Source organism: Aestuariirhabdus sp. LZHN29, from assembly GCF_049985285.1.
Classification (GTDB): domain Bacteria; phylum Pseudomonadota; class Gammaproteobacteria; order Pseudomonadales; family Aestuariirhabdaceae; genus Aestuariirhabdus.
The window spans coordinates 246121-263490 of the sequence record NZ_JBNIEU010000002.1 but is presented as its reverse complement, the minus strand read 5'-3'; the positions used below and the strand labels follow the sequence as shown (position 1 = coordinate 263490).

17 protein-coding genes are annotated in these 17370 nt (G+C 57.0%); 8 read left to right on the top strand and 9 right to left on the bottom strand.

The window, feature by feature from the left end:
* Positions 1 to 511: 511 nt before the first annotated feature.
* The 3 genes from ACP3PW_RS07890 to ACP3PW_RS07880 form a co-directional block, all read right to left on the bottom strand.
* A complete protein-coding gene (locus ACP3PW_RS07890; RefSeq protein ID WP_125014056.1) occupies positions 512 to 718 on the bottom strand; it encodes a cold-shock protein in 207 nt (68 codons plus the stop codon).
* Positions 719 to 1000: 282 nt separating this feature from the next.
* Positions 1001 to 1414 carry a hypothetical protein gene (locus tag ACP3PW_RS07885; protein ID WP_426416145.1) on the bottom strand — a complete coding sequence of 138 codons (414 nt, stop codon included), beginning with the start codon at positions 1412 to 1414 and terminating at the stop codon, positions 1001 to 1003.
* A 394-nt stretch (positions 1415 to 1808) separates the two neighbouring features.
* Positions 1809 to 2456, bottom strand: coding sequence for a hypothetical protein (locus tag ACP3PW_RS07880; protein WP_426416144.1), 648 nt, complete (start codon positions 2454 to 2456; stop codon positions 1809 to 1811).
* Between the two features lie 276 nt (positions 2457 to 2732).
* On the opposite strand from ACP3PW_RS07880, the gene ACP3PW_RS07875 reads away from it, so the two are divergent.
* The 3 genes from ACP3PW_RS07875 to ACP3PW_RS07865 all read left to right on the top strand — a co-directional run bounded on the left by ACP3PW_RS07875 (position 2733) and on the right by ACP3PW_RS07865 (position 5777).
* Positions 2733 to 3485, top strand: coding sequence for a substrate-binding periplasmic protein (locus tag ACP3PW_RS07875; RefSeq protein ID WP_426416143.1), 753 nt, complete (start codon positions 2733 to 2735; stop codon positions 3483 to 3485).
* A 1109-nt stretch (positions 3486 to 4594) separates the two neighbouring features.
* Positions 4595 to 5068 (top strand): Lrp/AsnC family transcriptional regulator, encoded by a 474-nt coding sequence (locus tag ACP3PW_RS07870; RefSeq protein ID WP_426416142.1) that lies wholly within the window; start codon positions 4595 to 4597, stop codon positions 5066 to 5068.
* Positions 5069 to 5093: 25 nt separating this feature from the next.
* Complete coding sequence (locus tag ACP3PW_RS07865) at positions 5094 to 5777, top strand: NAD-dependent epimerase/dehydratase family protein (protein ID WP_426416141.1); 684 nt, start codon at positions 5094 to 5096, stop codon at positions 5775 to 5777.
* Between the two features lie 60 nt (positions 5778 to 5837).
* Here the strand turns inward: ACP3PW_RS07865 and ACP3PW_RS07860 are convergent, their stop codons facing one another.
* From ACP3PW_RS07860 to ACP3PW_RS07845, 4 genes are all read right to left on the bottom strand, one after another.
* The gene (locus ACP3PW_RS07860) at positions 5838 to 7763 is read right to left on the bottom strand and encodes a Cache 3/Cache 2 fusion domain-containing protein (protein WP_426416140.1); all 1926 of its coding nucleotides are present in this window, start codon (positions 7761 to 7763) and stop codon (positions 5838 to 5840) included.
* A gap of 333 nt (positions 7764 to 8096) precedes the next feature.
* Positions 8097 to 9287, bottom strand: coding sequence for a PLP-dependent aminotransferase family protein (locus tag ACP3PW_RS07855; protein WP_426416139.1), 1191 nt, complete (start codon positions 9285 to 9287; stop codon positions 8097 to 8099).
* 146 nt (positions 9288 to 9433) lie between these two features.
* Positions 9434 to 10447 carry a 23S rRNA (adenine(1618)-N(6))-methyltransferase RlmF gene (rlmF, locus tag ACP3PW_RS07850; RefSeq protein WP_426416138.1) on the bottom strand — a complete coding sequence of 338 codons (1014 nt, stop codon included), beginning with the start codon at positions 10445 to 10447 and terminating at the stop codon, positions 9434 to 9436.
* A 21-nt stretch (positions 10448 to 10468) separates the two neighbouring features.
* Complete coding sequence (locus tag ACP3PW_RS07845; protein WP_426416137.1) at positions 10469 to 11587, bottom strand: PQQ-dependent sugar dehydrogenase; 1119 nt, start codon at positions 11585 to 11587, stop codon at positions 10469 to 10471.
* Between the two features lie 271 nt (positions 11588 to 11858).
* Here ACP3PW_RS07845 and ACP3PW_RS07840 point away from each other — a divergent pair, with 271 nt between their 5' ends.
* Positions 11859 to 12317 carry a hypothetical protein gene (locus tag ACP3PW_RS07840; protein WP_426416136.1) on the top strand — a complete coding sequence of 153 codons (459 nt, stop codon included), beginning with the start codon at positions 11859 to 11861 and terminating at the stop codon, positions 12315 to 12317.
* A 119-nt stretch (positions 12318 to 12436) separates the two neighbouring features.
* Entirely contained in the window at positions 12437 to 12754 is a 318-nt protein-coding gene (locus ACP3PW_RS07835; protein WP_426416135.1) for a hypothetical protein, read from the top strand.
* Here the strand turns inward: ACP3PW_RS07835 and ACP3PW_RS07830 are convergent.
* Complete coding sequence (locus tag ACP3PW_RS07830) at positions 12744 to 13229, bottom strand: Lrp/AsnC family transcriptional regulator (protein WP_426416134.1); 486 nt, start codon at positions 13227 to 13229, stop codon at positions 12744 to 12746. The two genes, ACP3PW_RS07835 and ACP3PW_RS07830, sit on opposite strands and share 11 nt — an antisense overlap.
* Positions 13230 to 13346: 117 nt before the next feature.
* Here ACP3PW_RS07830 and ACP3PW_RS07825 point away from each other — a divergent pair, with 117 nt between their 5' ends.
* A complete protein-coding gene (locus ACP3PW_RS07825) occupies positions 13347 to 14336 on the top strand; it encodes a nucleoside recognition domain-containing protein (protein ID WP_426416133.1) in 990 nt (329 codons plus the stop codon).
* Here ACP3PW_RS07825 and ACP3PW_RS07820 read toward each other — a convergent pair.
* The gene (locus tag ACP3PW_RS07820) at positions 14330 to 15430 is read right to left on the bottom strand and encodes a GGDEF domain-containing protein (protein ID WP_426416132.1); all 1101 of its coding nucleotides are present in this window, start codon (positions 15428 to 15430) and stop codon (positions 14330 to 14332) included. The genes ACP3PW_RS07825 and ACP3PW_RS07820 overlap by 7 nt on opposite strands.
* A 212-nt stretch (positions 15431 to 15642) precedes the next feature.
* Between ACP3PW_RS07820 and ACP3PW_RS07815 the strand changes: the two genes are divergently transcribed.
* Positions 15643 to 16047: a MerR family transcriptional regulator gene (locus tag ACP3PW_RS07815; RefSeq protein ID WP_426416131.1), complete on the top strand. Its 405-nt coding sequence runs from the start codon at positions 15643 to 15645 to the stop codon at positions 16045 to 16047.
* A gap of 153 nt (positions 16048 to 16200) precedes the next feature.
* Positions 16201 to 17370 carry an isovaleryl-CoA dehydrogenase gene (locus ACP3PW_RS07810; RefSeq protein WP_426416130.1) on the top strand — a complete coding sequence of 390 codons (1170 nt, stop codon included), beginning with the start codon at positions 16201 to 16203 and terminating at the stop codon, positions 17368 to 17370.

Genomic DNA, 17370 nt, shown 5'->3' with positions numbered 1-17370 from the left:
GGCCATTGATTAGGATAAGGTGCAGATCATGGGCAAGAGCGCGCTGCTTTCTCACCAGCGGCAGATAGACTGTGTCGATCTGCCATGTTTGTGCCTGCCGTTAGATGCGGGGCAATCAAAACGAGTGCGGGCTAAAGCCGGGCCCACGGATTTTAGAGCAACGGCTGGATGCCCGCCTACGCGAGCATGACGACTTATGGGGCGGTAGCGCAAATATTCGCTACTGCCAACAGCTGTCGAGCTAAAGCCCGACCTACAGGTTGCGGCTGCACAGAGGGGACAGGCCACACCTCTCCCCCCCCCTCTTAGCCGACAAGCACCGGGGCAATGATTCGATCGTGGCCCGAAGGGGCGATGATAAACAGAATGTTCGACTGCCGCGAAGGCCAGGGATAATGGAGTGGGTCCATTCCATTATCCCTGTACATAAAAAAAGGGCGGTCCCGTTAGGGATCGCCCTTTTTATAGCTTTAAAGCGCTTGCTGCTGTATTGCTACAGCATGGCAGGGGCTTACAGAGCTACGATGTTCTCAGCCTGAGGACCTTTCTGGCCCTGAGTTACTGTGAACTCAACGCGCTGGCCTTCGACCAGGGTCTTGAAGCCAGAACCGGAGATAGCGCTGAAGTGAGCGAACACGTCAGGACCAGACTCTTGCTCGATGAAGCCGAAGCCTTTGGATTCGTTAAACCATTTAACAGTGCCGGTAGTAGTAGACATAGTAATATCCTGTAATTTATCAATAAATGTGTGCCTGCAAGAGGCGGGTGTAGCGGAAAAAATAGGCTGAAACTTAGAAACTACAGGACGGGAAGAATCACGAACGGGAGTAGATAAAAATTAGTCTTTCTTTCGAGCTGGGCGGGACAATACAACTTGCGGGCAACCATGTCAAACTATTTATCGTACCTACTGTGGCCCTCCAACGACCCGGAGCAACGGAGGGGTATCCATCAGTAGGCCACCCGGGCGCGCAAGCCCATCCTCGATGCACAATCCGGGCTAGTTAAAAACAACATCACTGGGCAATACATCCCACATCTTTGTGTTGAAGTTAAAGTGGGTCACGATCTCTTCGCCATTGCGCTTGTAATAGGTCGCCACCGCGAACAGGGGAGAGTTTTCGTAGTTCATGATGTAGTAAACCAGGCGCACTTTATTGGTAAGCGACTTTTCATAGATGACATCAAACCCTTGATAAGCGCCGTAATAGGCTTCGACTTGCCGTATAGATTCGGACTGGGCAAGAACGCTCTGCTCCCCCTCCATCGGCGACCCCTTTAGCAGGGCAGGAATAAAGGCATCAGCACCATTTTCAAGGTACGCGCCGGAGGCGCGTTCGAGTGGTTTCCCCGCATCCACGGCGTAGCTAAGACTGGCCAACAAGTATAGGGCCGCACCAAAAAGCACTCTCATAGTGACTCCTGTTGATTGGGTTATCTGTAAGGCTTGGGATGTTCAACCGACGATTTTGATATCAAAATAGCGTTTAAATTTTTTCACGTCCAGTCGCCCTGGCCCACTACCATACCGCAGCACTTTAGCGTCTCCGTTGGGGAGGCTTGAGCCCCACCGGAGCCCTGCGCTTCCCCCGCCAAAAACGCAGCGCGGAACGCCCCGACTCGATACCCGTGTCGGTGGGGGTCATCATTTTCCTGAAACAGAGGATAAAGAAGAGGAAAAAAAGGGTAGCGGCTATGTTTTGAGTGTGTCGTTTTCAACTGGTGCTGATCACTCAACATAGCGCCACCGTCGACCAGGCTAAGGTTCCTGCCAACTGCTGCGCAGCAGATTGGCAGGAAATAGAGCGTTAGGGTGTTTCTGCCTTTGCGACATCAACCGCAATTACCTTGGTGACACTCATAACAACGGCATCACCGACCGATGAACGCTTCAAGTTTTCCGGGTTACGCGCTGTAAACTCTTTTACGTTGCCCGCGGCATCTTTTAGCACGAAGGTATTGCTCTCAAGGTTGATCGCCTCGACCATATAAACCTCTACCTGGGTTTGTCCCATCGCACCGGCGGGCATCTCACCCTCTTTGGAGCGCACGGCTTCGGCGACGACCGCCGCACCGGCTTCCATATTGGTACCGTCAACAACCTTGATGGTGATATTCTCCAGATAGTTAATGGTGAGCATATCCCCGACCGACACCTGATCAAGATTCCTGGCCTCTTCACCGACAACAAAGGTCTGTTCGAAACCACCCTCATCCACCAAAACAAGCTCTCTTGTTTCGTGATTAATGCCGGCAACCTTGGCGGTTAGCGTCAGCTCTTGGGTATAGGCTGCAAAAGGCTTATCCTGCGCCATATCGCCAGCAGAAGCGGATTGACCAGCAACCGGTGCGGGCTTGCTCTCCTCCGTCGTTGCCATCTCTCCCTTATTACATCCTGCGGCCAACGCCAACGCACCGACCAATGAAACACCGCCTAACACTCTTAGAAAATTCATCTGACTATCCTTGTTTGATTCCAGGGGGGCATGTATATCTGATATAAATGTCGCCGAGTCCTATTAGGCCATATATGCTGTAAAAATTCAGTACCAACTCGGCGTATTGGGCAGCGGTGCAAACATACGAGCAGGCCCACTGACCCCGGCCCAAGCAAGCGTGTGATGAAAACGCCACACCTGTTCCTATACTCAACTATGTGAGAACGGTCGGGACTCTGTTTGTGGCGATAGACAAGGAACGTGACCTGCCCCGACAGGTCCCTGGAGTTTTGCATGACTGCTCGACAATACATTGCTGCTATTGGAGTCTGCCTGCTGAGCTCCTACTCTGGTTTTGGGTCCGCCAATGACCCACTGGAGGTGCGAGTAGTCACCGAAAGCTACCCTCCCTATAACTATCTTGATAATGATCAGGTCGTGGGGCTCTCCACCGAGATCGTCCGCAAAGTGATGGATCGCAGCGGCCTAAACTACAGCATCGAACTTTACCCCTGGACGCGGGCTTACGCCATGGCGACCCGTGGGGATAACCGTAACGTACTGATCTTCACCCTGCGGCGCACCGAGGCGCGCGAGGCGATATTCGACTGGCTAGTCAAGCTCAGCTCCAGCGACCTATACCTGGCAACACGCAGCGACCACCCCGATCTGACCGATGATCAGCTTCGCAACGGAGACAGCAAGGCCACCTGCGTACGTGATGATGCGGCCTGCGAATCCCTCGCCCGACTCGGATTCACCGAAGACCGACTGCAGGTTGTAAGCGACCCGGCGTCGGAAATACGTCTGGTCGCGCTCGGTCGCGCCGACTACTTTATCGCCAACCCGGTGTTCGTGCCGCTGCGCTTGCGCCAGCTGAATCTGCCAGCAGACAGCTTCCGTGAGGTCAAACTGGTGGAAACGGGTGGGGGCTACTACCTGGGGGCCGCGAAGTCCGTCGCCCCTACTATTCGCCAAAAGATTCATGAGGTGGTCGCGGCCTTCGCGACCGAAGGCGACGACCTCAAAATCGTCCTGCCCCACTAGGCCACTTTGGTGTCGAATCGCTACAGATCAGACACTATTGATAAGCCCTGTTACGAATGGTTTGACCCTCCGGGAGTTTTCAGAACACCGAAATCCAGGACCGCAGGGAAGAGCGCAGACTGAACAACTGCCTGCTACCCCTGCTACTTTCGAACCAGCTTGAGCGAGAAACCTGGGTCATGATCCAGCAAGGGATAAGCCACAATGGCGTCGTAGCCTGGAAAGTGTGTGAGACTCCAACGCAAAACCTTCTCCCTGCTAAAGAAGGCACTACCACTTGCACATTTTTCGAAACTGCTTCTTCCCTGAATTTCATTTTCTCGCGACGACTATATCCAGTTTTTAGTAGAGCATTGGCATGATCATACAGACCAGGCCGACCTCTTTTATAATCTATAGCTTCAACTACTCTCATAGCAATCACTCCCGGGTCACTTAACGCTGAATTAACCCGAAGCAGGATCCGCCCATCCCTTTGCAGCGCAGCCGCCCCCTCCAGATCAACAACCGCCTTGTCGGGCTAAAGCCCGACCTACGGGTTTGTTGATACGCCACATGTAGAACCGGCCTCATGGGTGACACTTAAAACCGGCCACATAGGTAACACCTATGCTGGTCGGTCAGCCCCCTTCCCCCTCGCGTAGGCGGGGATCCCCAGCAGATTGTCTACACGAATACCCGCCTACGCGGGCATAACGTGAGATAAGAAGCTGGCATGACGCGAGAGGGTAGTGATGCCCCCCGCCAACAAACCTGCCACCAGGCAAAAAAAAACGCCCCGTCGGGACGCTCAGTTCGAGAAAGAAGTGTGTGAAAAATAGGCCTGCCGGTCCACCCCTGATACGGGCTCCCTGTGACTGTTCGGATAGGAACACCTCCCTTCTGGCTCTCCCCTCTCTTATGAAGAGGCTATGCCTTTCGGTGTCACAGGCCCTGTGCGTTACCACGAGGTTAGTATACGGCGTAAAGCACAGAAATAGATTGCTTATTAACCCCAATTAACGCCTGCGTGCGCAAGACATGTTGCGATAACGCACAAAATGAACAATAAATCACCCAATAACTTTGACACCGTGCTACGCTACCGTCCTAAACATCAGGAGACCGCGATGAAGCTCGATAGAATGGACCGGCGCATCCTGCAAGAGATGCAGCGCAACGGACGTATCAGTAACCTCGAACTGGCGGAAAAGATCGGCCTATCCCCCTCCCCCTGCTCGCGCCGGGTCAAACAGCTGGAGGAGTCGGGCATCATCGACAAGCACGTGACCATTCTCGACCGCTCGGCGTTGGGCCTCAAACTCACCGCCTATATTCAGGTGAGCATGGACCGCCATACCCCGGACCGTTTCGAACTGTTCGAAGGCACCCTGAGCAGATGCCCCGAGGTACTCGAATGCTGCCTGATCACCGGGCAATCCGCCGACTATCTGGTAAAGGTGATTGTCACCGATATGGACCAATACCAGGAGTTTCTGCTCAACACCCTGACCCGCATCAAGGGCGTCAGCGGTGTGCACTCCAGCTTCGTGATGCGCAGGGTAATCGACAACACCGAACTACCGCTGGACCATATCAGCTAGACCCCAGGCTACCGGAATCTCATCCATGAACGAACCTGCGCTTCTCAATGCCCTCATCGCCGGAGCAACCGGTGCCAGCGGCCGTTTGCTCACCCAGCGCCTGCTGGACGATCCCCGCTATGGCCGGGTGCATATCGTCCATTATCGGCCTACGGGTTTCGCCGAGCACCCCAAGGCCACCGAGCACCTGCTGGGGCTGGATGATCTCGAACAGCTGGTGATCGACGAGTCCATCGGCCGAGTTTTCTGCTGCCTGGGCACCACCCTCAAGCAGGCGGGCTCGGTGGAGGCCTTCGCCCGGGTCGATCGCGACTACGTGGTGGCACTGGGACGCTGGGCAAAAAAGCAGACGGTGGCCCAGTTGCATGTGGTCAGCTCGCTGGGGGTGAGCGCTCGCTCGCCCAATTACTACAGTCGCACCAAGGGGCAGATGGAACAGGGCTTGGGGGAGCTTGAGCTGCCTGCGCTCGTGATCTACCGGCCATCGATGCTTCATGCCCTGCGCAATCCACCCCGACGCAACGAAACCCTCAGTTATCCGCTGGTTAAAGCGCTGTGTACCTTGCCGGGGTTGCGCCGCTTTCGTCCGCTCAACGTTGCCGACCTGGCGGCGGTGATGCACCACCACTCATTGGTCGACCTCCATGGCGTTGTTGAAGTTCGTTCAGCGACAATGCAGGGCGCGGCCTCAAAGCCTTTCTCCCCGTAGTCGAGACAAAAAAACAGGACGCTGCCGCGCCCTGTTCACCTTCAGGGTAAAACCCCGGTACTAATCGACCTTGTAGTAGGACAGCTTACTGTTCATCTTCTCGGCCAGGTCCTTCAACTGATGACTGGACTCGGAAGTTACGTTGGCGTACTCGGCATTGTCGTCACTGCTGGCACGAATACGCTCTATGTTGCTGTTGATGTCGTGGGATACCTGCTTCTGCTCCTCGGCGCCGCCGGCAATTTCGCTATTAATCCCCGTGATAGACTCCACCGCCTGCAACACACGCTCAATCGCCTCACCCGCCTGACGCGCTACATCAACGTTTTCCAGCGCCAACTGCTGATTGCTCTCCATCAGCACCGAGGCCTCACGCCCGCCTTTTTGCAAGCGGTCGATCATGCCACGAATCTCCTCGGTAGAGGCCTGGGTACGACTGGCCAGTGAGCGCACCTCGTCGGCGACCACCGCAAAGCCTCGACCCTGCTCACCCGCACGGGCCGCTTCGATCGCCGCGTTAAGGGCCAGCAAGTTGGTCTGTTCGGCGATAGAGCGAATCACCTCCAGTACCCCGCTGATCTCCTCACTGGCCTGGGCCAGCTCTTCAACCACCTTCACCGAACGCCCGATATCCTCGGACTGGCGACCGATGCTGGCGATCGCCTGCTCCAGTTTACTGCTGCCCTCCTCGGCTTCCGATTTGGCTTCACCGGCAACGCCTTCTGCGCTATGGGCGCGCTCTGCCACGTTTTGCGCCGTCAGGCTCATCTCATGGATCGCGGTGGCAACCTGTTCGGTTTCACTGTTTTGTGCGGCAACCGATTCGCTGGAACGTGCGGCCACCTGGGACAACTCGTCGGCTGCGCCTTGCAGCTCGCGGGAGGAGTAACTCGCGTCACGAATCGAATCCTGTATCCGATCGAGCAGGCGATCGAAGTCCCGAGCCATCGCACCAAACTCCCCACTGGCGGTGGAGTTGAAGCGAACCGTAAGATCCCCCTCCCCATCGGCGATATCCTCGATCGCTTTGTGGTGCGCGGCCAGTGGCGCACCCACCATATTCTTCACCATCAGGTAGACCATGCCCAGCATCAGCGCCGCGATCACCAGCACCTGTACCAACACACGGGTAATATCACCGGCTATCAGGGCATCAACTTCGTCGTTGGAGTAGCCGATCACGATGTCATAGCCCCACAGCTCGAAGGGTACGATCTGCACGGTCCAGGCCTCGTCCTCAGACTCCAGAATGCTCTCAATCTGTTCGGTCGTCGCGTGGCTGGAGTGCAAGCGGATGCTGCCCTTGCCATCGCGCAAGGCAATAAAACCCTGCTCAAGAATGCCGGAGTCGGCGATCGCCTGACCCAACTCCTTCAGGTCTGCGGAATAACCAACGTACCAGATACCCACCACATCACCGCTGGCGGACAAAATCGGCTCGTAACCCGTGAGATAGGGCTTACCCAAAATATCGACTTCGCCATAGTAGGCTTTTTTCTGCTGAATCTGTTTGATCGCCTTGCCGCCGGGGGCGAGGATAGTCCCTATAGCACGGTTGCCATTTTTAATGACATTGGTAGAGACCCGCACGTACTGATCACCATCGCGCGCAAAAAGCGTCGCGGTGCCGCCCATCACGCTAGTGAGCCCATCCACCAGATCGAAATTATTAGCCTGGGGAGCACCTCCGAGCAGTAGATTCACCGAGTCGCGACCGCCCACCTTGACCCGCCCCCCAAGGGTTGGCTCCCCCATGGCGATACCCCGCTGCTTGAGCAGCTTCATACTGCCCTGAACTCGCTCACTCATAATGCTGTGGGTGACCGTCAGCAAGCGAATCGCCTCGTTGCTGAGCTGTTGCGTGGAGCTTTCCAATTGCTGATGAATGCTATTTACCTTGGTAACCGCACTGGTAACGATACCAATAACGGCGATCACCAAGATCAACGACGCAACCGCCAGCAGGAATTTTTTTTGTAGGGACATACCACTCACTCCACAATCAGGTTGTATAACCGTTGAGGCGGGCATCGACCCTATTCGCCTCGAGGCAGCCCCTGGTTTCGCGAACAGTACGCCAACCCCATAAGGCTCACTCACAACGGTGGTTATTATCGTCAGGTAATCCGTCACCCGTTGCTTAACTTCTTGAGTATCGGCCGCAGGTGAAAAAACTAAAGCGATTAGCTGCACTATGTCTCATACAACGGGTAACGACCCTTAGTATAGATCACCCCTTGAATCCCGGGCCTACCCCCTCGGGAAGCGCGCTATTTGTCGCGTTTTTCTCACTCAGCTTACAAACCAGCGACCAATAAGCTAGCTTTGGGCTTCCATCATTTTTTTGATCGCCAGCCCCAGACGCTCGATACCCACCTCGATCGTATCATCATCGACACAGGAGAAGCTCAAGCGCAGCGTCGAACTATTCTCGCGGTCACTGTAGAAGGGGTCACCGGGAACAAAAACCACCTGCTGTTTGACCGCCTCCTCGAACAGCGCCATCGCCGACAGGCCGTCGGGCAGAGTCGCCCACAGGAACATCCCTCCATCGGGTCGGGTGTAATGCACAGACGCCGGAAAATGACGCTCCATCGCGGCGATCATTGCGCGGCACTGGCCTCCGTAGGCATCGACGATGGTGCGAATGTGGGCATCGATATCGTTATCTTGCAGGTACTGGTGCACGATGCACTGGGTAAAATGACTGGTATGCAGGTCGGTCGCCTGCTTGGCCACCAGCAGCTTCTGCATCAACGCATCGGGAGCCACCAGCCAACCCAGGCGGAAACCGGGAATAACGCACTTGGAAAATGACCCAAGCAAGACCGTTTGGTCGGGTAACAGGTCATAGAATGAGCGTGTCGGTGACCCTGAAAAACGCAGGTCACCGTAGGGATTATCCTCGATTAACACACAGGGTTTGCCCCGCAAGCGGTCGGCCACCGCCTCCCGGTTAGCGTCACTGTAACTGATGCCCGACGGGTTCTGGAAATTGGGCACCGTATAGGCGAGCTTGGGCGAGTGGTTGGCCAAGCGCCGGTCAAGTTCCTCTATCACCATGCCCAGCCCATCCACCGCCACATTGATAAACTCGGGCCGGTAGATGGAGAAGGCCTGAATCGCCCCCAGGTATCCCGGCGCCTCCATTAGCAAACCATCCCCCTCGTTGAGTAGCACCTTGCCCAGCAGGTCAAGCCCTTGCTGGGAGCCGCTGGTAATCAGGATTGAGTCGGGGGAGACCTCCAGGCCCTGGGTCTGCCGATAGCGATCCGCGATCCATTGACGCAGGGGCAAAAATCCTTCGGAACTGCTGTACTGGAGCAGATCCTTACCAGAGTGCGCGAACGCCTTTTGAGTCGCTTGTTGCAGCTCATCCGCAGGGAAAAAATCTCTGTTAGGGAGCCCTCCGGCGAAGGATATAATGGAAGGGTCAAGGGCTACCTTGAGAATCTCGCGAATAAAAGAGCGCGGCACATCATTGATGCGATCGGCAAACAAGCTGTCCATAACGGATTGGTGTCCTGTCGGATGAAATTGACCCGCCACCGGTGGATGGCAGTGAGCGGAGACATTGACGGTGCCCCGCCAGCGGGCGGTTGCAAAATGTATCAGGTTTAGCAAACTTCGTCCCGCCCGACCAAAGGCGGATTTTGCTATGAGGTGGTTTCGCCCCGAACCCACTCGATCTGCTGCGCGGGCGACAAGAAACTCCAGGCCAACATGCGGCTCTGCTTCTGTCCCTGCCGCATGGGGATTACCTCCAGCTGGGCGACGCCTTCTGCCCTTAGTTGCTTCTTGAGGGGCGCAAGGTTGTCGCCATTGGAGACAAGACTGGTAAACCAGCACACCTGTGCGGCCAAGGGCCGGCTTTCGGCAATCATTTGCTGCAAAAAACGACGCTCGCCGCCCGGACACCAAAGCTCCGCCTGCTGGCCACCAAAATTGCGTACGGGCGGGTTCCCCTTAACCCCAGCATCACCCCGGTGGTGAGAGAGATTGTCGCGTTTGCGCTGATTGGCCGCCCGGGCTTCGGCCGCGGAGGCGAAAAAAGGGGGGTTGCACAAACTCACCTCGATCCGTTGCTGCGGGTTCAGCAAGCCCTGCAAAATAGCGCCCGGCTGCTGCTGAACTATTGTTACCTTGCCCCTCAGCGATGGATTAGCATCCACGATCGCCCGCGCAGCGGCAATGGAAACCGGGTCGATATCAGTAGCCAGAAAACTCCAACCGTAACTTCGAACCCCCAAAATAGGGTAGATACAGTTGGCGCCGGTGCCGATATCCAGCACTCGCACCCGTTTGCCCTTGGGGGGTTGCCCACCATGGCAACGGGCCAGCAGGTCTGCCACGTAGTGAATCAGGTCCGCTCGACCGGGAATGGGAGGGCACAGATAGCCGGCCGGCAACTGCCAGTGGGTGATGCCGTAGTGGTGGGCCAATATCGCCTGATTGAGACAACGCACCGCTTCGGCGTTAGCGAAGTCGATCGTCGCCTCCCCACGAGGATTAGCGATGATATGGGTCGACAGCTCGGGGCACCTGTCCGCCAGTACCACCAAATCGTAACGACCGGTATGAGGATTACGGGGGTGCAGGGCGCTGGGTTTAGTGCCTTTGTCCGCGGCAGAAGCGCGAGGCGAGCGCGGAGGGCGGCGAGATGTTGGCATCGAGATCGACCAACCGCCCCGTTACGGCTTCGGTTTGACGCGGTAGAGGGTACCGTTGCTGCTATCGCTCAACAGATACAGCGTGCCATCGGGCGCGGTACGTACATCGCGAATACGCTCTCCCAGCTCGGCAAACAACTCCTGCTGGCCGACCACTCGCCCCTGCTCGAGTTCAACCAGGCGCACGTGACGCCCGGCCAACGCACCCGCCATCAGGTCGCCCTGCCACTGCGGAAACTCCTGCCCCTGGTAGAGCGTCATCCCGGAGGGGGCGATAGACGGCGTCCAGTGCAACAGGGGTTGCTCCATGCCGTCGTACTCGGTGTAAGGCGTAATAGAGGCTCCAGAGTAGTCGCGCCCATAGGTGATCACCGGCCAACCATAATTTTTACCCGGCTCAAGAATATTGATCTCATCTCCACCCTTGGGACCGTGCTCATGCAAATAGACCGTGCCCGACGCCTCATCGTACAACAACCCCTGGGGGTTACGATGACCGTAGCTATAGATCTCGTCGCGGGCCCCCTCCTGCCCGACAAAAGGGTTGTCTGCGGGGATCGAGCCATCGTCATTGAGGCGCACCACCTTGCCCAACAGACTGTCAAGTTTCTGCGACGCTTCACGATAGTCGAAACCATCACCGGTAGTTAATAGCAGGGTGCCGTCGGGTAGAAATGCGATGCGCCCCCCATAGTGAACCGGGGTATCCTTCAACGGTGCCACCGTAAAGAGCACCTCGAGGTCTCGCAAACGGTTGCCGTCAAGGCGGGCACGGGCCAGGCGAGTGCCGTTGGCTGCGCCATCACCCCATGCATAACTGAGGTAAAGCAGTTGATTCTCGGAAAAGTCGGGGTGGGGAATCGCCTCAAACAAGCCACCCTGACTGCGCCCAAATACCGGCGGCACACCTGACACAGGGGCCGGCTGGATAACGCCCTGAGCATCGATAATCCGCAACTGTCCGGCACGCTCGGTGACCAGCATGCGCCCATCGGGCAAGAAGGATAGCGACCAGGGGTGGTTGAGGCCGTCAGCCACGACTTGCAACTCATAGGTCTCGCCCTCCGCAGCCCACAGCAGACTGCTACACAGCGCCGTGACCAGAGCCAGGTATCGCAAAAATGCCGCCGTGATAGACATCGAAATCTCCTGAGGGTATGAGCTTACGCGAGAAAGGCATAATGCCAGAGAGCAGCAGGCTCGACTACCGTTTTACTTGGGGAGCCTGCGAATATCCAGACCTTTGCAAGCTGCCTGGCTAAGCAGATGGCCGCGCCAGAGTCCGCCCTTCGCGGTATTCAGGGGCGCCAGGAACTTGTTGGTAGGTTCCATGGATTAAGCGCTTGAGCCGGGGGTTGGCATCCCCTGGCGTCTGTGGCTGAATGGGGCATCGCCTTTATGGAGCCGCCACGTGTCGTCCCGTACCCGTACCCTGATCGCTTTTATGGCCGCCTCCCTGTGCGCCTTTGTGCTGGCGAGCGTAAGCCATAGTCAGTTTGTGTTAAATGAACTGACCTCCCTTGGCATCGTCATTCCGGCGGATGTACGAGCGCTCTCCACGGTGGACGATCTACTCGGGCTGCTGCCCAGCTACGGTGTCATTATTACCCTCGGTCTGGGCCTCGCCTTCTCTTTTACGGCCTGGCTTCGACGCCACACGCAACTGCCCGCAAAAACACTTTACCCGCTGGCCGGGCTAACCGCCTTCGCCACCCTGTTGGTGTTGATGCAGCCCATTCTCGATATCACCCTGATCGCAGGAGCCAGGGGGTGGTTCGGTTTTACTAGCCAATGCCTGGCAGGGGCGATCGCGGGATGGGTATTTGCCGCACTCAATGATCTAAACCCCGGCACGACCAGGAAGCCGTAATCTTGCGCGGGCTTAAGGGGCGCCACTGCGCAGCATCCCTATACAATTAGGTATTAAACCCGATACCCGCCCCTCATTTTTTGCTCTAGCCTGAGGCCTCTGTATCACGGAGACCCATCATGCTTCTCACTCTGGCAGGCGCTATTGCCACTCTTTTCCTCCTCTACTGGTATGTCGCCAGCAGCAAGGCTTCCGTCTCACGGGCGGCGCTGTTTCTACGCTACCACAGCAAAGCAAAGCACTACATCGCCGAAGCCGAAAGCCGGCCCAGGGTCGAGTTCGCAAACCAGATGGCGCACCAAACCCTCAAGAAAAGCCATTTCGACCCCAAAACCCGAGCGCGGGTCAAAGAGGTTACTCACCACCACCTGCAGCGCTGCGGTGGATCCACCCGCCAACTGATTGAAAAGGCCCACTCACGGGGACTTAAGCGCTAGTCCCCACCGCAGGTAGAGCCACACTGGTTTCAAATTTCTCCCGCCGCATCGAGATCAGGGTCCTGAAGTTTTTCATATTCGATTCCTCGTAGAGCACCCGGTGGCAAAACTGTTCATAGGCCGCCATGTCGGGGACCTCGACAATCAGCACATAATCGACCTCCCCGGTTACCTGATAACACTGCTTCACCTCCGGCGCGGCGTTGACCCGTTTGCAAAACTGCTGGTAGAGATCGTAACGATCACGCTCCATCTCCACCTCTACTACCATATGCAAGCACGGGCCCAGCTGCGCCCGATCGACCAGCGCCACCTGCCGCTGGATGACACCCCTCCCCTTTAAACGGCGCACCCGCTTAAGGCAGGCCGGCGGCGATAGCCCGACCTGCTCGGCCAGACGCTGGTTGGTGAGGGAGCAGTCGTGCTGCAACTGCTGCAAAATCGCGATATCGAGACGATCCAAAACCACCGACATTTATAATATTTCCTATAGAGGTAGCCAAAAGAAATTATCAGCCTGTTTACACCCGCATTCAACTAACTATTTTGTTATCTATCGCTATACTGGCCACCCAATACGCCAGGACGCCCCATGAAACCGATCGACTTCGACACCCTGCCCCCCCAACTGTGGGAACACTGCCGCGACATTGCCCGCGTCTACTGGGTACTGGTCAAGGTGATGCTACCCGCCATCTTGCTGGTCAAGTTGCTCGACAGTTTTGGCGCTACCGAGTGGCTTGGCTGGTTGCTGGCCCCCGTGATGGAGTGGGTTGGCCTGCCTGCCAATATGGGACTGGTGTGGGCTGCGGCCATTCTTACCAACCTGTATACCGCAATGGTGGTGTTTTATGAGCTGGCAGGCAGCGAGCATCTGAGCGTGGCGCAGGTCAGTGTGCTGGGCATTCTGGTGCTGGTCGCCCACTCGCTTCCGACCGAAGGCGCGGTGGCGAAAATGGTGGGAGTACGCTGGCGCATCACTCTGGTACTAAGAATCGGCGGGGCGCTCCTGCTCGCCGCAGTGGTGCATCGAGTATACGCCTGGGGTCAATGGCAACAGCAAGAGGCGCAGATGCTGTGGAGCCCGACACTGAGCGAGCAGGGGCTGATGGCCTGGGGGCTGGACCAGTTGAGGCTGTTCGCGACCATATTCGTCATTATCAGTGCACTGATGAGCCTGTTGCGCGTGCTGCGCTGGCTCGGTATCGAACGCCTTATGCACTGGCTGCTCTCTCCCCTGCTGCGGGTCCTGCAGGTAGGGCGCGAAGCGACCAACGTTACCATTATCGGCATCACCCTGGGACTCAGCTTTGGTGCCGGCTTATTGGTTGCCGAGGCTCGTACCGGTCAGATCAGCAAACGGGATATGGTATTGACCACCTGCTTTCTTGGCCTGGCCCACAGCCTGATCGAGGATACCCTGCTGATCATGCTGCTGGGTGCCGATCCCTACGCCATCCTCTGGGGTCGACTGGCCTTTGCCATTGTGGTCATGGCGATCATCGCGCGAGCCTGGCGACGGACCGCTAGCGCTCCGACGCTCTCCGCCAACGCCGAAACCGAGAAGCCGGGGCTTCAGTGAGCGTACGCCTCGGCCACGACACAGTTGCGTCCCTGGCGCTTGCCCCGGTAAAGCGCGTTGTCCGCCTCCCGTAACGCCTCGTCGAAGCTGCGCGCGGGTCCCATTACCGCCATACCTATGGAGATGGTGACGCGAAACTCCCGGGACTCGTAACCGATCGCGGTGGATTCTATCTGCTTGCGCACCCGCTCCAGTACGAGGCGGGCGTCCTCCAGCGAGTTTTGGGTGAGCAGAAAGATAAACTCCTCTCCTCCCCAGCGTCCCACACGGTCGATATCGCGGATGGAAGCTTGCATGATGTCGGCCACCCCTTTAAGGATGGCGTCGCCGCAGGCATGGCCGTGCAGGTCATTGACCTCCTTAAAATGATCAATATCGGCAATCGCCACCACCCCTTCAAACAATCCGCCGGGCTGCGCCTCGGAGATGATTCGGCGGCGGTTGGGCAACTGGGTCAGCACATCGGTATTGGCCAGACGGGCAAGGTCGTGTGCCTGGCGTTCAATACGCCCCCCCTGCAAGATCAGTTGACCATGGAAAAGCTTGGAAAGCACATAAAGCAGCGCAACAAAACCGGCAATATTGAGCATATACATCAGACGCAACTGCTCGGCAGGCAGTTGCACCGAGGCGATTTCAGGCCGGCAATATTGGTCGAGGATAAAAAACAGCAGCGTGGAGACCAGCAAAAACAGGTAGCGTAACCAGTACTGCCGGTCAGAAAATACCAGAAACGTCAGCACACCTCCGCTGAGCAAAAAGATATGCATCCCCGAGTCCGCGCTGATTAAATAGGTGACACCGGGCACCTGAACCAGCGCGGGTCCAGCCAGCGCCAGCAGCGCTCCCGACAGGTAAAAGCGGTGATGGTTAGCGCCGAGCGCAAGGAGATAGATCAGCATACTGAGGCCGTGCACCAGTACCACGGGCAGCATGCGTTGTAGGTCGGTCAATAGGTAGAATAGCTGGTAGGCGAGGGTAATCAGCAACGCCAACACCACAAACTGGTTAATCACCACCACCCGTTCGCGCGCCGGTGACCTCAAATCGCGGACCCCAATCAGGCTGCCTCGCTGCCACAATCTGTGAACCATTCCCTGTTCCATTAATACGCTCAAGAGTTCCTGTCGACCCCAAGTTATACCCCAAACCGGGCCGGGAGGGCACTCCCATTAACGGCGGGCCGCCACAAAACAGCTCGCTCATCGCATTTTGTTTGTAAACCCGACTTGCTCATAACATCTTTTACCTTTACGTTAACGTAAAGCAAATCTACAATAAGTCGATCACTAGAATAGAGCGCGCTATGCCCAGTTCCGAACAGCCCAAGACCTACAGCATCTCCGATCTCGCAAAGGAGTTCGATATCACCACCCGCACTATTCGCTTCTACGAAGACAAGGGCCTGTTGGCCCCGGAGCGACGAGGGCAGACTCGAATCTACACGCCCGCAGATAGAACCACACTCAAGCTGATCCTGCGGGGCAAGCGCCTGGGGCTGAGCCTGGAGGAGAGTCGCGACATTATTGGTATGTACAGCCCGGGGCAAAGCAATGAAGAGCAACTAAAAACCCTCATTGACCGCATCCGTGGCCGCAAGGAGACCCTGCAGCAGCAACTTCATGATATCGAGGTGATGATGCTCGACCTGCAGGAATCCGAACAGCGCTGCAACGACGCTCTCAGGGAGCTGGGGGTTAGTGGCGACTAAGCCGGGACGCTTGCAACGACATCGGCGATTTAGCCATCGAGCCAACCAGATCCATTGCAGATAGCCCCAACCATCAACCGTAACAAACAACGATAACAATCAACCATTACAACGAAGGAGACCGGTAAAACCGGTGTCCAACGAGGAGAGATCATGAACGTCAGCTACCCCACTCTCAATTTCGACCTGGGCGAAGATATCGACATGCTGCGCGATGCGGTGTACCAGTTTTGCCAGGCGGAACTGGCCCCCCGCGCCGAAGCGATCGACCGCAGCAACGAGTTCCCCATGGATATGTGGCGCAAGTTCGGTGATATGGGCTTGCTGGGGGTGACGGTGTCTGAGGAGTACGGTGGCAGCAACATGGGCTATCTGGCGCACACCATCGCCATGGAGGAGATATCCCGCGCCTCGGCCTCCGTCGGCCTCTCCTACGGCGCCCACTCCAACCTCTGCGTCAATCAGATCTTCAAGAACGGTAACCAGGAGCAGAAACGCAAATACCTGCCCAAACTCTGCTCCGGCGAGCACATCGGGGCACTGGCGATGTCTGAGCCCAACGCCGGCAGCGATGTGGTGAGCATGAAGTTGCGCGCCGACCGCCAGAGTGACCATTACGTGCTCAACGGCAACAAGATGTGGATTACCAACGGCCCTGACGCCAACACCTACGTGATCTACGCCAAAACCGATACCAACAAGGGCGCCTGGGGCATGACCGCTTTTATTGTCGAGCGCGACTACCCCGGTTTCAGTCGTCACCAAAAGCTCGACAAACTCGGCATGCGCGGGTCCAACACCTGCGAGCTGGTGTTCCAGGATTGCAAGGTTCCGGCTGAGAATATCCTCGGTCAGGAGGGAGAGGGGGTTAAGGTACTGATGAGTGGCCTCGACTACGAACGTACCGTTCTCTCGGGTGGCCCCGTCGGCATCATGCAGGCGTGCCTCGATATTGTGGTGCCCTATATTCATGACCGTAAGCAGTTTGGCCAGTCGATCGGCGAGTTTCAGTTGATGCAGGGCAAGGTGGCCGATATGTACACCGAACTCAGCGCCTCTCGCGCCTACCTCTACGCAGTCGCCAAAGCCTGCGACCGGGGTAAGGAGTCACGCAAGGACGCCGCTGCCGTTATTCTCTATACCGCCGAGCGCGCGACCCAGATGGCCCTGCAAGCGATCCAGACCCTCGGCGGCAACGGTTACATCAACGAGTTCCCCACCGGGCGCCTGCTACGGGACGCCAAGCTTTATGAGATCGGCGCCGGCACCAGTGAGATCCGCCGCATGCTGATCGGGCGCGAACTGTTTAACGAAACCAAGTAA

Excerpts from the sequence above, each read along its gene's own strand:
- rlmF (WP_426416138.1), bottom strand. The coding sequence starts at position 10,447 with ATGCCAACATCTCGCCGCCCTCCGCGCTCGCCTCGCGCTTCTGCCGCG.
- ACP3PW_RS07860 (WP_426416140.1), bottom strand. The coding sequence starts at position 7,763 with ATGTCCCTACAAAAAAAATTCCTGCTGGCGGTTGCGTCGTTGATCTTG.
- ACP3PW_RS07820 (WP_426416132.1), bottom strand. The coding sequence starts at position 15,430 with ATGGTTCACAGATTGTGGCAGCGAGGCAGCCTGATTGGGGTCCGCGAT.
- ACP3PW_RS07815 (WP_426416131.1), top strand. The coding sequence starts at position 15,643 with ATGCCCAGTTCCGAACAGCCCAAGACCTACAGCATCTCCGATCTCGCA.
- ACP3PW_RS07835 (WP_426416135.1), top strand. The coding sequence starts at position 12,437 with ATGCTTCTCACTCTGGCAGGCGCTATTGCCACTCTTTTCCTCCTCTAC.
- ACP3PW_RS07865 (WP_426416141.1), top strand. The coding sequence starts at position 5,094 with ATGAACGAACCTGCGCTTCTCAATGCCCTCATCGCCGGAGCAACCGGT.
- ACP3PW_RS07885 (WP_426416145.1), bottom strand. The coding sequence starts at position 1,414 with ATGAGAGTGCTTTTTGGTGCGGCCCTATACTTGTTGGCCAGTCTTAGC.
- ACP3PW_RS07810 (WP_426416130.1), top strand. The coding sequence starts at position 16,201 with ATGAACGTCAGCTACCCCACTCTCAATTTCGACCTGGGCGAAGATATC.
- ACP3PW_RS07845 (WP_426416137.1), bottom strand. The coding sequence starts at position 11,587 with ATGTCTATCACGGCGGCATTTTTGCGATACCTGGCTCTGGTCACGGCG.
- ACP3PW_RS07825 (WP_426416133.1), top strand. The coding sequence starts at position 13,347 with ATGAAACCGATCGACTTCGACACCCTGCCCCCCCAACTGTGGGAACAC.
- ACP3PW_RS07855 (WP_426416139.1), bottom strand. The coding sequence starts at position 9,287 with ATGGACAGCTTGTTTGCCGATCGCATCAATGATGTGCCGCGCTCTTTT.
- ACP3PW_RS07875 (WP_426416143.1), top strand. The coding sequence starts at position 2,733 with ATGACTGCTCGACAATACATTGCTGCTATTGGAGTCTGCCTGCTGAGC.
- ACP3PW_RS07830 (WP_426416134.1), bottom strand. The coding sequence starts at position 13,229 with ATGTCGGTGGTTTTGGATCGTCTCGATATCGCGATTTTGCAGCAGTTG.
- ACP3PW_RS07880 (WP_426416144.1), bottom strand. The coding sequence starts at position 2,456 with ATGAATTTTCTAAGAGTGTTAGGCGGTGTTTCATTGGTCGGTGCGTTG.
- ACP3PW_RS07890 (WP_125014056.1), bottom strand. The coding sequence starts at position 718 with ATGTCTACTACTACCGGCACTGTTAAATGGTTTAACGAATCCAAAGGC.
- ACP3PW_RS07870 (WP_426416142.1), top strand. The coding sequence starts at position 4,595 with ATGAAGCTCGATAGAATGGACCGGCGCATCCTGCAAGAGATGCAGCGC.